The following is a 13,137-nucleotide window of genomic DNA, read 5'->3' on the forward strand; positions in this document are numbered from 1 at the left end:
ATTACCGAGTCCCCCGTATGTCTGAGTCGAAACGGCTGTTTTTTGCCATTGAGTTGCCCACTCCAATACAGCGTCAAATTGTACGCTGGCGCGCTGAACACTTCCCGCCGGAAGCTGGCCGCCCTGTAGCGGCGGCAAACCTGCACCTGACGCTGGCCTTTTTGGGCGACGTCAGTGCCGAAAAACAGCGGGCGTTAGCCGCCATGGCCGGGCGAATTTCTCAGCCACCGTTTACGCTGCACCTTGACGATGCGGGTCAGTGGCTGCGTTCGCGCGTGGTCTGGATGGGGACGCGCCAGCCGCCGCGCGGCTTATTACAGCTGGCGAATATGCTGCGCGCGCAGGCAGCGCGCAGCGGCTGTTATCAGAGCCCACAGCCGTTTCATCCGCATATCACGTTGCTGCGCGATGCGGGTCAGGCCGTTGCCATTCCGCCGCCGGGTTTTCACTGGGCTATTCCGGTCAATGAATTCGCGCTTTACGAATCCGTCTTTGCACAGGGACGCACCCGTTACAAGCCGCTACAGCGCTGGACGCTGGGCGACACCACAAGGAATCCTGATGAAGTTTAGCCCTGCACTACAATCTGCCACGCTGATCCAACGCTACAAACGCTTCCTCGCGGACGTGGTGACGCCAGAAGGCGAAGCGCTTACTCTGCACTGCCCCAACACCGGCGCCATGACCGGCTGCGCCACGCCGGGTGACACGGTGTGGTATTCCACTTCAGAAAATACTAAACGTAAATATCCCCATACCTGGGAAATGACCGAGACGCAAAACGGGGCATTTATTTGTGTTAACACTCTGCGCGCAAATCAGCTGGTTAAGGAAGCACTGACTCATGGCACTATTCCCGAACTGGTGGGTTACGGTACGCATAAAAGCGAAGTGAAATATGGCGATGAAGGCAGCAGAATTGACTTCATGTTACAGGCGGAAGACCGCCCTGAGTGCTATATTGAAGTAAAATCAGTAACGTTAGCGGAACAGGAAAATGGCTTCTTTCCGGATGCGGTAACGCTACGCGGGCAGAAGCATCTGCGGGAGCTGATGAGTGTTGCGGCGGCGGGCAAACGCGCCGTATTGCTGTTTGCGGTATTGCACTCAGCGATTGTACGGTTTTCCCCTGCCCGCCATATCGATCCTAAATACGCACAACTGTTGAATGAGGCACAAAAGCAGGGGGTAGAGGTTTTAGCTTATAAAGCGGAACTTTCTGCCGATAATATGACTCTGAGATCCTCTCTTCCCATTGTCTTATAAGGGATTAGACGATTGATGAATAAGTGTTCTGGCCGCGTGCGCAAATACGCTTTTCCTCACAGGCTTGTCAAGTGTTACGTTTAGATAATTGCCATACGGAAAAGCATCTGCTATTTATAGCGACCTGATTTTTCCCCCAACACGGGGATCGATAGTGCGTGTTAAGGAGAAGCAACATGCAAGAAGGGCAAAACCGTAAAACATCGTCCCTGAGTATTCTCGCCATCGCTGGGGTGGAGCCGTATCAAGAGAAGCCGGGCGAAGAGTATATGAACGAAGCCCAGCTGTCGCACTTCAAGCGTATTCTTGAAGCATGGCGTAATCAACTCAGGGATGAAGTCGATCGCACCGTTACTCATATGCAGGATGAAGCTGCTAACTTCCCGGATCCGGTCGACCGTGCCGCTCAGGAAGAAGAGTTCAGCCTCGAACTGCGTAACCGTGACCGCGAACGCAAACTGATCAAAAAGATCGAGAAAACGCTGAAAAAAGTCGAAGACGAAGATTTTGGCTACTGCGAATCCTGCGGTGTTGAAATTGGTATTCGTCGCCTGGAAGCGCGTCCAACCGCCGATCTGTGCATCGACTGTAAAACGCTGGCCGAAATCCGCGAAAAACAGATGGCCGGTTAATACCAGCGCTGTTTACACACTCCAAAGGCGGGAGTCTCTCCCGCCTTGTTACTATTGATATGTCTGAATCACACTATATCGGGCGCTTCGCGCCATCTCCTTCCGGTGAATTGCACTTCGGCTCATTAATTGCCGCGCTCGGCAGCTACCTGCAGGCTCGCGCCAGCCAGGGCAAATGGCTCGTCCGCATCGAAGATATCGATCCTCCGCGTGAAGTTCCCGGTGCTGCAGACACCATTCTGCGTCAGCTGGAACATTACGGTCTTCACTGGGACGGCGACGTTCTGTGGCAGTCGCAGCGTCATGAGGCTTATCGGGAACGCCTGGCATGGCTCAGCGCTCAGGGGTTCTCCTATAACTGCACTTGCACCCGCGCGCGTATTCAGGGCGTGGGAGGGGTTTATGACGGTCACTGCCGCACGATGAATCTTCCCCCGGAAAATGCCGCCGTACGCTTGCTACAGCGTGCGCCCGTCACCCGCTTCCACGATCGGCTCTCCGGTGAGATTCAGGCGGATGAACGTCTGGCATGTGAAGATTTTATTATCCACCGTCGTGATGGTCTGTTTGCGTATAACCTGGCAGTGGTGGTCGACGATCATTTTCAGGGCGTCACGGAAATTGTGCGCGGGGCGGACCTGGTCGAACCGACCGTACGGCAAATCTCGCTTTATCATCAGTTTGGCTGGACGGCGCCGGATTACATTCATCTGCCGCTGGCGGTCAACGCGCAGGGCGTTAAGCTCTCCAAGCAAAACCACGCTCCGGCCCTGCCAGACGGCGATCCGCGTCCTGTTTTGATCGACGCGCTGCGATTTCTCAACCAGAATGTAACCAACGAATGGCAGGATCTGCGCATTGACGAACTGCTGAAAATAGCCATTGCCAACTGGACGCTCACGGCAGTGCCAAAAATCCAGCATTCTCAAATGCGTTGCGCTGAGCTATGATTAGCCGCTTTTTTCATAACAAAACACACTACGAGGTGTACCATTTTTACCCGAGTCGCTAATTTTTGCCGTAAAGTGCTAAGCCGCGAAGAGAGCATGGCGAACGATGCTATTGCACAGCCACACATGTCGGTTATTCCGCGTGAGCAGCACAATATTTCCCGCAAAGATATCAGTGAAAATGCCCTCAAGGTGCTCTATCGTCTGAATAAAGCGGGCTACGAGGCCTATCTCGTTGGCGGTGGGGTGCGTGATTTACTTCTGGGCAAAAAACCGAAAGATTTCGACGTGACGACCAGCGCCACGCCTGAGCAGGTGCGCAAATTATTCCGTAACTGCCGTCTCGTTGGCCGCCGTTTCCGTCTGGCTCACGTGATGTTTGGGCCGGAAATTATCGAAGTGGCAACCTTCCGCGGCCACCACGAAGCGGGCGCATCCGATCGCACCACGTCACAGCGCGGCCAGAACGGCATGCTGCTGCGCGACAATATCTTCGGCTCCATCGAAGAAGATGCCCAACGCCGCGACTTCACCATCAACAGCCTTTATTACAGCGTGGCGGATTTCACCGTGCGCGATTACGTCGGCGGCATGCAGGACCTGAAAGAGGGTCTGATCCGCCTGATCGGCACACCGGAAACGCGCTACCGCGAAGATCCGGTGCGTATGCTGCGCGCCGTGCGTTTTGCCGCCAAGCTGAACATGCGCATCAGCCCTGAAACCGCAGAGCCGATCCCGCGTCTGGCAACGCTGATCAACGACGTGCCGCCTGCCCGTCTGTTCGAAGAGGCGCTGAAACTTCTGCAGGCTGGCTACGGGTTTGAAACCTACACTCTGCTGCGCGAATACAACCTTTTCCAGCCGCTATTCCCGACCATTACCCGCTACTTCACCGAAAATGGTGATAGCCCAATGGAGCGCATGATTGCGCAGGTGCTGAAAAATACGGATACCCGCATCCATAACGACATGCGCGTGAACCCGGCGTTCCTGTTTGCGGCAATGTTCTGGTACCCGCTACTGGAAACGGCTCAAAGAATTACTCAGGAGAGCGGCCTCGCCTATTACGATGCCTTCGCGCTGGCCGCAAACGACGTGCTGGACGAAGGGTGCCGCACGCTCGCTATTCCGAAACGCATTACTACGCTGGTGCGCGATATCTGGCAGCTTCAGCTGCGCATGTCCCGTCGTCAGGGTAAACGCGCCTGGAAGCTGATGGAGCATCCAAAGTTCCGCGCCGCCTTTGACCTGCTGTCGCTGCGTGCGGAAATCGAACGTAACCAGGAGCTGCAGCGCCTGGCGCAGTGGTGGGCTGAATTCCAGGTTTCCGCCCCGCCGGAGCAGAAAGATATGCTGACCGGTCTGGATGAAGAGCCTGCACCGCGTCGCCGTCATCGTCGTCCGCGCAAACGCGCGCCGCGTCGTGAAGGGACAGCATGACCCTCGCGTATATCGCCATCGGCAGCAATTTAGCCTCTCCGCTGGAGCAGGTTAACGCTGCCGTACAGGCGCTGGGTGAGATCCCGCAAAGCCGTATTGTGGCGGTCTCCTCGCTGTACCGCACGCCGCCGCTCGGCCCCCAGGATCAGCCTGATTATCTGAACGCCGCCGTGGTGCTGGAAACTTCCCTCGATGCCGAAACGCTGCTGGACAACACCCAGCGCATCGAGCTGCAGCAGGGCCGCATTCGCAAAGCCGAACGCTGGGGACCGCGCACGCTTGACCTCGATATTATGCTGTTCGGCCATGAGGTGATTAATACGGAACGCCTCACCGTACCGCATTACGACATGAAAAACCGCGGCTTTATGCTCTGGCCGCTCTTTGAAGTGGCGCCCGATCTCACCTTCCCGGATGGCATCCCGCTCAGGGCCATTCTGGACAACCTCAACGCGGAAAAACCCGCTCGCTGGTGATCCTTTTCCTCCACCGATTAGCCGCTAAATAATTGTGGTTAATCGGTTGCCTAAAATCATTGTTCCCTCGAATGTTACTGTTAGAATGCGCAAAGATTCGCTTTTGGGCTATCAGGAAACAGTATGAAACCAACCACCATCTCCTTACTGCAAAAATGCAAACAGGAAAAAAAACGCTTCGCCACCATCACCGCGTATGACTACAGCTTCGCAAAACTGTTTGCCGAGGAGGGTATCAACGTCATGCTGGTCGGAGATTCGTTAGGGATGACGGTACAAGGACATGATTCCACCCTGCCGGTCACGGTTGAGGATATCGCTTACCATACCCGCGCCGTGCGCCGCGGCGCACCGAACTGCCTGCTGCTCTCCGACCTGCCGTTTATGGCCTATGCCACGCCAGAACAGGCATTTGAAAACGCGGCGGCGGTGATGCGCGCGGGCGCGAACATGGTCAAAATTGAAGGTGGTGCCTGGCTGGTGGAGACGGTGAAAAAGCTCACCGATCGCGCCGTACCGGTGTGCGGCCACCTGGGGCTGACGCCGCAATCCGTCAACATCTTTGGCGGGTATAAGGTGCAGGGCCGTGGCGATGCGGCGCAGACGCTGTTTGACGATGCCCTGGCGCTGGAAGCCGCAGGCGCACAGCTGCTGGTGCTGGAGTGCGTGCCGGTTGAGCTGGCGAAACGCATCACCGACGCGCTCTCCATTCCGGTGATTGGTATTGGCGCAGGCAACGTCACCGACGGTCAGATTCTGGTGATGCACGACGCCTTTGGTATTACCGGCGGGCATATCCCCAAATTTGCCAAAAATTTCCTCACTGAAGCGGGCGACATGCGCGCTGCGGTCAGGCAGTATATTGCCGACGTTGAATCCGGTGTTTACCCGGGTGAAGAACACAGTTTCCATTAAGGAGTCTCGTTGTGCTAATCATTGAAACCCTGCCGCTGCTCCGCCAGCATATTCGTCGCGCGCGTCAGGAAGGTAAACGTATCGCACTGGTCCCGACCATGGGCAACCTGCACGATGGCCATATGAAGCTGGTCGACGAAGCAAAAGCCCGCGCAGATATCGTGGTGGTCAGTATTTTCGTTAACCCAATGCAGTTTGACCGCGCCGACGATCTGGCTCGCTATCCGCGCACCCTGCAGGAAGATTGCGAGAAGCTCAAAAAACGCCATGCGGATATTGTCTTCTCTCCGGCGCCGTCGGACGTGTATCCGCAGGGTACGGAAGAGGCAACGTATGTTGACGTTCCGGGCATTTCCACCATGCTGGAAGGCGCAAGCCGCCCTGGCCACTTCCGCGGCGTTTCCACCATCGTCAGCAAGCTCTTCAATCTGGTGCAGCCGGACGTTGCCTGCTTTGGCGAGAAAGATTTCCAGCAGCTGGCGCTGATCCGCAAGATGGTTGCTGACATGGGTTACGATATCGAGATCGTCGGCGTACCGATTGTGCGTGCGAAGGACGGTCTGGCGCTCAGCTCCCGCAACGGCTACCTGACCGCTGACCAGCGCAAGATCGCGCCGGGCTTAAGCAAGGTCATGAACACCATGGCGGAACAGCTGCTGGCGAAAGAGCTAAACGCTGAAGAGATCGTCGCCCTTGCAGAGCAGGCGCTGAACGACAAAGGCTTCCGCGCTGACGATATTCAAATCCGCGATGCTGATACCCTGCTTGAACTGACAGAGACCAGCAAACGCGCGGTGATTCTGGTGGCGGCATGGCTCGGCCAGGCACGCCTGATTGACAATAAAGTCGTTGAGCTGGTGTAGTTCTTCACCCTTGATAATTAAAGGTAAACGTAATGATTCGCAAAATGCTGCAAGGTAAGCTTCACCGTGTGAAAGTCACTCAGGCCGACCTGCACTATGAAGGCTCCTGCGCCATTGACCAGGATTTCCTCGACGCGGCGGGTATCCTTGAAAACGAAGCGATTGATATCTGGAACGTTAATAACGGCAAACGCTTCTCGACCTACGCCATTGCCGCCGAGCGCGGCTCCAGAATCATCTCCGTCAACGGCGCGGCAGCACACTGCGCTGACGTGGGTGATATCGTGATTATCGCCAGCTTCGTGATGATGTCTGACGAAGAAGCGCGTCGCTGGCAGCCTAAAGTCGCCTACTTTGAGGGCGACAACGAAATGAAACGCACTGCGAAGGCGATTCCTGTGCAGGTTGCATGATAGTTTTGCTATACCGCCCATTCATTATTTATTTAATGAATGGGTCTCCACCCATAAATTATTATTTAATATAACCCCTTCCCTTCTCTTCAATCACAATATCCAAACATTAAATTAACTTAATTATAGATTAAGTTTAAGTCATGTGTACCCCGTATATTTCAAAAGAAAAAGCTCCTAGAATTCGCCTCGAAATTTAATTTCAAAAAGACTTTTTTGAGTTTACTGTTTCTACCAATATGGATATTAAGATGACTTTTAAAAATTATGGCTTGGCAATTGCAATGGCATCGGTTCTGGCTGCGGGTTCTGCAGTAGCAGCAGATTCTGACACTGGCACTATCACTTTCCACGGTATGGTTTCTAACAATACCTGCCAGGTTTCTCTTGATCAGAAGATCGATCAGAACGGTAACGACTTCGACGTTACGCTGGATACTGTTTTTGTACGTGACTTCGCAAATGCGCTGGGTACCACTAGTACCCTGGGCGAGAAGAAATTCTCCCTGTCGCTGACAGGTTGTGATCCTGAAACCGTTAAGAAAGCTTCCGCACAGTTCTCTTCCTGGGCAGGTTCCTCTTCCACTGAAGGTGGTCTGCTGGTTCCACCAGCCAATGCTGAGGGTTCTGCTAAGAACGTTAACCTGGTACTGTCAAACGACGGTAATACTGCTACCGATCAAATTAAAGTTGACCAGACCAACAACACCCAGAAAGCCGATATCGATGCAGCAACTGGCGCGGGTAACCTTTACTACCGCGTAGCCTATACCCAGGGTCAGGGTTGGGATGCAGCGTCTAACCCGGTATCTGCGGGTACCGTGCAGGCGCAGGTTGCCTTCACCATGATTTACGAATAAGACATTCGTAAAATTTAAAATTAACAATCCCTCATTTAACAGCGAGGGATTGTTTGTAAAATTCCAAAAGGAAGTGGAAAAATGTCTACGTTTTCATTCGTTAAGGGTTTTCAATCCTTACTGCTCGCCTCGTCACTATTTATTGCGTTTAACGCAAGTGCAGATATTGTTATTTCAGGCACCCGAATTGTCTATCCGCAATCATCAAAAGATGTTGTGGTTAACCTTGATAACCATGGTAATAAACCGCTTCTGGTTCAGACATGGCTGGATGATGGCCGTAGCGATGTAAACCCACAAGAACTTAAGTTACCGTTCATCATTACGCCCCCGGTATCACGAATTGACCCTAAAAAAGGCCAATCAGTACGTATTACTTACACTGGTACACCATTGCCACAGGATCGTGAATCTTTATTCTGGTTCAACGTCCTCGAGATCCCACCTAAATCTAAAGCAACCGGTAAAGAAAACCTTAACCAGTTGCAACTGGCATTCAGAACACGAATTAAATTCTTTTACCGTCCTGATGGTTTAAAAGGAACGCCAGGCGATGCGGCCGAGAAGTTAACCTGGACGCAGATGAAAGAAGGCAACACGGTCAAACTCGTGGCTCACAACAATTCACCTTACAACGTATCCGTTTCTTCGGTGAAAATGAAAAGTAGCCAAAAAACCTATGACGCCGTACACCAATCCGTTCAACCGTTTAGTGATGCGACGATGGTGATCAAAGGCTTGTCTTCCGCAGTAAGCGGCAGCGTGGAGTTTGACACGATTAACGATTATGGCGGCACAGATCATCATACGGCTGGGCTTAAATGAATCGAACATCCTTTATAAATTATAATTGATAGCATTAACGCTGCGGATAATATTATCCGCACTGATTAAGTGGATGTATCATGTTATTTCGACATTCTATTTTATGCCTTGCAATTAGTGCGGCATTGCCATTCTACGCCCTTGCAGAAAATACTGCATCAGTAGATGACGCATCAGAAAATGAAGAAGCTATTGAATTCAACGATCAGTTTCTTCTTAACGGTAGCGGAAATATTGATATTAACCGTTTTGCGCATGGCAACCCCGTGTTACCAGGGACATATCGAATCAAGATTAACCTGAACGGTAAATTAAAATCGACCGTCGAGGTGACATTTAAAGATAACGGAACTCCCCGTGCTACAGCATGCCTGACAAAACTGCTGCTGGCACAAGCAGGTGTGGACACAAGTACGCTGGATAAACAGCAGGAAGACGACAACACAGTATGTGTTGACATTAAAAAAGCTTACCCCGGAGCTGCGGCTAACTATGACAGCGGGAAGCAGACGATGGATCTCACGTTCCCACAGATCTATGTACTGAAACGCCCTGCAGGCTTTGTTGACCCTTCGCTTTGGGAAAACGGTATTCCTGCCGCGCTGGTTTCTTACGACATGAACGCCTGGCACAGCGAGAATGGTGGCAGCACGTCGGAAAGCGCCTATATGGGGTTACGCTACGGGCTCAATATGGGACCCTGGCGTCTGCGTTCACGCGGCAACCTCAACTGGGATAAAGATAGCGGCTCAAAATATTCCAGTCAGGATGTTTATTTGCAACGTGATGTGACCCCACTCAGTGCACAATTCGTCGTGGGCGATTCGTACACGCGCGGTGAAGCGTTTGACTCCATGAGCCTGCGCGGCGCACGTATGTACAGTGATGACCGCATGCTGCCTATGGGCTCAACAGGCTACGCGCCGGTCATCCGGGGTGTTGCGAACAGTAACGCAAAAGTGAGCGTTACACAGAGCGGTAATAAAATTTATGAAACCTCGGTCCCTCCTGGCGCGTTTGAGATAAACGACCTGAGTACCACGGGATACGGCAATGATTTGCTGGTCACGATTGAAGAAGCGGATGGCAGTAAACGCTCCTTTACTGTGCCTTTTTCTTCAGTGACTCAAATGCTTCGCCCTGGTGCTTCTCGCTGGGACATCGGGTTGGGTGAATTAAATGACAAGTCACTGATTGAAGCACCTAAAGTTGGCTATGGCACGCTGTATTACGGCCTGAATAATACCTTCACGGGTTACGTTGGTGCGCAGTATACCGATATGGATTTTTATGCCGGAATTATCGGTCTGGCGATGAATACCCGCATTGGTGCTTTTGCCGTCGATATTACCCAGTCTCGTGCGCAGATTGAGGGGTTGGATACATTAAGCGGTCAAAGTTATCGCTTAACATACAGTAAAATGATTGAGGCTACAGATACCTCTTTTAACGTAGCTGCGTATCGATTCTCGACTGAAGATTATCTAAGCCTTAACGATGCGGCTCAGCTTCAGGACAGTATTAAGCATCAGAAATACGCTAACCGTAGCTATGACTCAAACGAAGCGCTTTATGATGACTACCAGCGTACCAAAAATCAGGTACAAATTAGTCTTAACCAGCCGCTAAACGCAGGCGAAGAGAGTTATGGCTCTCTATATATCAGCGGCACATGGCAGGATTACTGGAACGCCTCCGGGTCAACGTCTAACTACAACATTGGATATAACAACAGTTTCACGTATGGCAGCTACAGCCTGTCATTACAGCGAACCTATGATCAGAATGGTAAAAAAGACGACAGCGTGTATTTAAGCCTTAGCGTTCCGTTAAATGTATTTTCACATGACGGTTCACGTTCGGGTGGTTTCTCTAATATTAATATGGGCTTACGCTCCGATCTTAAAGGTGGCACAAGCTATAACACCTCTGCGAGCGGAAACACACAGGATAATAAAATAAGTTATTCTGTCAGCGCTGCCACTAACAGCGGTAATTACGGCCATCTGAACCAGTTCAGTGGTTATGGTTCATGGAATAGTATGTATGGTCCTCTTGGATTATCAGCTTCATTCGGTGACGATAACAGCAAACAATATTCTGCTTCCTATAACGGCGGAATGGTATTGCATTCAGGCGGTATCGCCTTTGCACCTGGAAGTATTGGTGACAACGATGCACTGGCGCTGGTAAAAGCCAGTGGTGCGAAAGGTGCAGGCATTGGTTTCGGCAGCAGTCAAATTGATGGCTCTGGCTACGGTATTTTACCGTATATGTCAGCATATCGTGAAAACCGGGTATATCTGGATATCAGCACTCTCGAAACTGACGTTGAAATAATAAACACTAGTGAAATCACCGTCCCGCGAAGCGGTTCCGTTGTACTGGTTGATTTTGAAACCAATGAAGGTCGTTCTTATATTTTAGAACTCCAGCGCACCGATAAAGGGTTTATTCCGTTGGGTGCTGACGTCCTGAATGAAAAAAATGAATCCGTAGGTACCGTAGGACAGGCCGGCCAGGCATATATTCGCGGTATCGAAGATGAAGGCACGCTTCATGTTGTCTGGGGAAGTGATAAGGACAATCAATGTGATGTGCATTATAGCGTTTCACCACAAGCTCAAAAAGTAGGACTTACAACGGTACTCAGTAATCAACAGTGCCAAATGTAATTATTCAGGAAAATAGATGAGAGTAAGTATGAAAAAAAATCATTCTAGCCTGCCAGTCGTTGCCATTACGATGCTGGCTTTATCAAGTTCGGTACTTGCCGAAGGCACGGATCTTAATGTGAATTTCACAGCGAATATCCGTGAAACTACCTGTGATATGAAACTGGCGGGAGGCACAGGCTCTGATACACAGCAAACACTTATCCTGGGCAACAATGGCCAGGTGCGTATCGATGATGTCAAAGCAGGTACCGCGAATGGAACGTTTAAAATCATGATGGTTGAGTGCCCATCATCGCTGACGGCATTAAAAACCACGGTGAAAGGAACAGCATCAGGAAATTTAGCTACCGGGCTCGTTAACCAGATTACGAAAGCTAACGGTGGCGCAGATTTCTCTGCGGTTGAAATTGCCAGAGCCAGCACACCGGATGCGCCTTTTAAGATTAACTCCACCGTGGATGCAGAACGTCTGGTCTGGAGCGCAACGGAAATTCAAAATAAAGAAGTGCCTTTAGTCGCTACACTGCGTGAAACCCAGGCAGACAGTATGACCATTGGTGATTTTCAGGCCGTGGCCACTTTTGAATTTAGCTACGAGTGATTGACGCAGGACAACGGAGCAACATTATGAAATTTAAATCAACCCTTATCGCCCTGTCCGTTTCTGCCCTTCTGTTCTCTGGAATGGCCAGTGCAGCAATTACAGGCACCAGTAGTGCAGAATTGACGATTCAAACAAAAGTGGTATCGGGCACATGTACAGCACAAGTGATTAATGGCGCAGGAACAGCATCTACAGAAATTGCGTTTGGCGATGTATACAAATCGGATCTTGTTAACAAAACCCGCGTCGAGCCGCTCAAAATCACCTTCACTAACTGTTCTGGCGTGACGAAGGCCACGGTGTCCTCTGCACCAGGCGCCGGCGGTGGTTGCTCTGGCCCCAATGTTGATGGCGATTCCTATACTGCAGGACTAGCGACAGGCTTCGAAATCTGGTCAGGGATGGTCGACACGGGCGTAATGATGAGTTGCAAGCGTCCTCCGGCAGGTCAAGAGGTCACCATTACTGAGGGTGCAGGTGAGTTCCCAATGAACTCACGCATCGTTATCGCTAAAGACAGAAGTATCGCTGATGTCGGTACTGGTGCCGTCTCCGCGCCAATCACCTTCACTATCGCGTACCCGTAATTCAGGAAATACTATGCAACTATCAGCGTTTACTTTACACCAGCCCGGTCTGATGTTGCTTATCGGTCTGGCTGGTTATATTCTGCCTGGCGTAAGCCAGGCAAGTTCAGGTGTTGATGTAAACCTGACAGCAAATATTGTTAATAATACATGCCAGTTGAGCGTTGAAAATGGCGGAGAGATTTATTTGCCGACCGTCACACGAGACTGGTTTTATAACAGCGATAAAAGCGATCGCTTATCGCCAACCGATGATGAAGCCGGAACCCCTTTTACTATTCACGTTGATAACTGCTATGCGAGCAGTGAAGACGGCGGGAATATTAATCAACTGAAATTTAGTTTTGCCCCGCAAAATGGTTTCTGGAGTGACCACAACCAGGTATTTAAAAATGAAGCAACGGCCGGCGCGGCTGAGAATGTGGGTATCGTTATATTCTCTGACAAGTTTAACACGAATGTATTGAACAGCGATGGCACATCTAATGTTATTTATGGTGTCAGCGGAAACAGTGAAAGTTATATAAAGGATTATGGATTTTACGCGCGTTATCAGAACACAGGCCCCATCACTAGCGGAATGGTAATGAGCTCTGTTCTGGTGAATGTAAGTTACGAATAAAGGGAT

General features: G+C 51.2%; 15 protein-coding genes. All 15 read left to right on the forward strand.

The window, feature by feature from the left end; genetic code table 11:
- The first annotated feature begins 17 nt into the window (after positions 1–17).
- The 15 genes from thpR to D5066_RS11560 all read left to right on the forward strand — a co-directional run bounded on the left by thpR (position 18) and on the right by D5066_RS11560 (position 13,131).
- The gene (thpR, locus tag D5066_RS11490; RefSeq protein WP_119916004.1) at positions 18–572 is read left to right on the forward strand and encodes an RNA 2',3'-cyclic phosphodiesterase; all 555 of its coding nucleotides are present in this window, start codon (positions 18–20) and stop codon (positions 570–572) included.
- Positions 562–1,266 (forward strand): DNA/RNA nuclease SfsA, encoded by a 705-nt coding sequence (sfsA, locus tag D5066_RS11495; protein WP_119916005.1) that lies wholly within the window; start codon positions 562–564, stop codon positions 1,264–1,266. Before thpR ends, sfsA begins: the two co-directional genes overlap by 11 nt.
- A gap of 176 nt (positions 1,267–1,442) precedes the next feature.
- Positions 1,443–1,898, forward strand: coding sequence for an RNA polymerase-binding protein DksA (gene dksA, locus D5066_RS11500; RefSeq protein ID WP_001155232.1), 456 nt, complete (start codon positions 1,443–1,445; stop codon positions 1,896–1,898).
- A 59-nt stretch (positions 1,899–1,957) separates the two neighbouring features.
- The gene (gene gluQRS / locus D5066_RS11505; protein ID WP_119916006.1) at positions 1,958–2,848 is read left to right on the forward strand and encodes a tRNA glutamyl-Q(34) synthetase GluQRS; all 891 of its coding nucleotides are present in this window, start codon (positions 1,958–1,960) and stop codon (positions 2,846–2,848) included.
- 42 nt (positions 2,849–2,890) lie between these two features.
- Positions 2,891–4,288 (forward strand): polynucleotide adenylyltransferase PcnB, encoded by a 1,398-nt coding sequence (gene pcnB / locus D5066_RS11510; protein WP_208861685.1) that lies wholly within the window; start codon positions 2,891–2,893, stop codon positions 4,286–4,288.
- Entirely contained in the window at positions 4,285–4,764 is a 480-nt protein-coding gene (folK, locus tag D5066_RS11515; protein ID WP_119916007.1) for a 2-amino-4-hydroxy-6-hydroxymethyldihydropteridine diphosphokinase, read from the forward strand. The genes pcnB and folK overlap by 4 nt, the downstream gene beginning before the upstream one ends.
- A 123-nt stretch (positions 4,765–4,887) precedes the next feature.
- Positions 4,888–5,679 carry a 3-methyl-2-oxobutanoate hydroxymethyltransferase gene (gene panB, locus D5066_RS11520; protein WP_080328727.1) on the forward strand — a complete coding sequence of 264 codons (792 nt, stop codon included), beginning with the start codon at positions 4,888–4,890 and terminating at the stop codon, positions 5,677–5,679.
- Between the two features lie 11 nt (positions 5,680–5,690).
- Positions 5,691–6,542, forward strand: a complete 852-nt coding sequence (panC, locus tag D5066_RS11525) for a pantoate--beta-alanine ligase (RefSeq protein ID WP_119916008.1) — start codon at positions 5,691–5,693, stop codon at positions 6,540–6,542.
- 32 nt (positions 6,543–6,574) lie between these two features.
- On the forward strand, positions 6,575–6,955 hold the full coding sequence (gene panD / locus D5066_RS11530; protein WP_014168672.1) for an aspartate 1-decarboxylase: 381 nt from the start codon (positions 6,575–6,577) through the stop codon (positions 6,953–6,955).
- Positions 6,956–7,206: 251 nt separating this feature from the next.
- Positions 7,207–7,815 (forward strand): fimbrial protein, encoded by a 609-nt coding sequence (locus D5066_RS11535; RefSeq protein ID WP_119916009.1) that lies wholly within the window; start codon positions 7,207–7,209, stop codon positions 7,813–7,815.
- Between the two features lie 81 nt (positions 7,816–7,896).
- The gene (locus tag D5066_RS11540; RefSeq protein ID WP_119916010.1) at positions 7,897–8,640 is read left to right on the forward strand and encodes a fimbrial chaperone; all 744 of its coding nucleotides are present in this window, start codon (positions 7,897–7,899) and stop codon (positions 8,638–8,640) included.
- An 80-nt stretch (positions 8,641–8,720) separates the two neighbouring features.
- Positions 8,721–11,315, forward strand: coding sequence for an outer membrane usher protein (locus tag D5066_RS11545; protein WP_119916011.1), 2,595 nt, complete (start codon positions 8,721–8,723; stop codon positions 11,313–11,315).
- Between the two features lie 28 nt (positions 11,316–11,343).
- The gene (locus D5066_RS11550; RefSeq protein WP_119916012.1) at positions 11,344–11,919 is read left to right on the forward strand and encodes a fimbrial protein; all 576 of its coding nucleotides are present in this window, start codon (positions 11,344–11,346) and stop codon (positions 11,917–11,919) included.
- Between the two features lie 26 nt (positions 11,920–11,945).
- Positions 11,946–12,509 carry a fimbrial protein gene (locus D5066_RS11555; protein ID WP_119916013.1) on the forward strand — a complete coding sequence of 188 codons (564 nt, stop codon included), beginning with the start codon at positions 11,946–11,948 and terminating at the stop codon, positions 12,507–12,509.
- Between the two features lie 13 nt (positions 12,510–12,522).
- A complete protein-coding gene (locus tag D5066_RS11560) occupies positions 12,523–13,131 on the forward strand; it encodes a fimbrial-like protein (RefSeq protein ID WP_119916014.1) in 609 nt (202 codons plus the stop codon).
- Positions 13,132–13,137 lie beyond the last annotated feature (6 nt).

The organism is Enterobacter chuandaensis (assembly GCF_003594915.1).
Classification (GTDB): domain Bacteria; phylum Pseudomonadota; class Gammaproteobacteria; order Enterobacterales; family Enterobacteriaceae; genus Enterobacter; species Enterobacter chuandaensis.

Excerpts from the sequence above, each read along its gene's own strand:
- panB (WP_080328727.1), top strand. The coding sequence starts at position 4,888 with ATGAAACCAACCACCATCTCCTTACTGCAAAAATGCAAACAGGAAAAA.
- D5066_RS11555 (WP_119916013.1), top strand. The coding sequence starts at position 11,946 with ATGAAATTTAAATCAACCCTTATCGCCCTGTCCGTTTCTGCCCTTCTG.
- panD (WP_014168672.1), top strand. The coding sequence starts at position 6,575 with ATGATTCGCAAAATGCTGCAAGGTAAGCTTCACCGTGTGAAAGTCACT.
- thpR (WP_119916004.1), top strand. The coding sequence starts at position 18 with ATGTCTGAGTCGAAACGGCTGTTTTTTGCCATTGAGTTGCCCACTCCA.
- D5066_RS11560 (WP_119916014.1), top strand. The coding sequence starts at position 12,523 with ATGCAACTATCAGCGTTTACTTTACACCAGCCCGGTCTGATGTTGCTT.
- sfsA (WP_119916005.1), top strand. The coding sequence starts at position 562 with ATGAAGTTTAGCCCTGCACTACAATCTGCCACGCTGATCCAACGCTAC.
- gluQRS (WP_119916006.1), top strand. The coding sequence starts at position 1,958 with ATGTCTGAATCACACTATATCGGGCGCTTCGCGCCATCTCCTTCCGGT.
- dksA (WP_001155232.1), top strand. The coding sequence starts at position 1,443 with ATGCAAGAAGGGCAAAACCGTAAAACATCGTCCCTGAGTATTCTCGCC.
- D5066_RS11535 (WP_119916009.1), top strand. The coding sequence starts at position 7,207 with ATGACTTTTAAAAATTATGGCTTGGCAATTGCAATGGCATCGGTTCTG.
- folK (WP_119916007.1), top strand. The coding sequence starts at position 4,285 with ATGACCCTCGCGTATATCGCCATCGGCAGCAATTTAGCCTCTCCGCTG.
- D5066_RS11545 (WP_119916011.1), top strand. The coding sequence starts at position 8,721 with ATGTTATTTCGACATTCTATTTTATGCCTTGCAATTAGTGCGGCATTG.
- D5066_RS11550 (WP_119916012.1), top strand. The coding sequence starts at position 11,344 with ATGAAAAAAAATCATTCTAGCCTGCCAGTCGTTGCCATTACGATGCTG.
- D5066_RS11540 (WP_119916010.1), top strand. The coding sequence starts at position 7,897 with ATGTCTACGTTTTCATTCGTTAAGGGTTTTCAATCCTTACTGCTCGCC.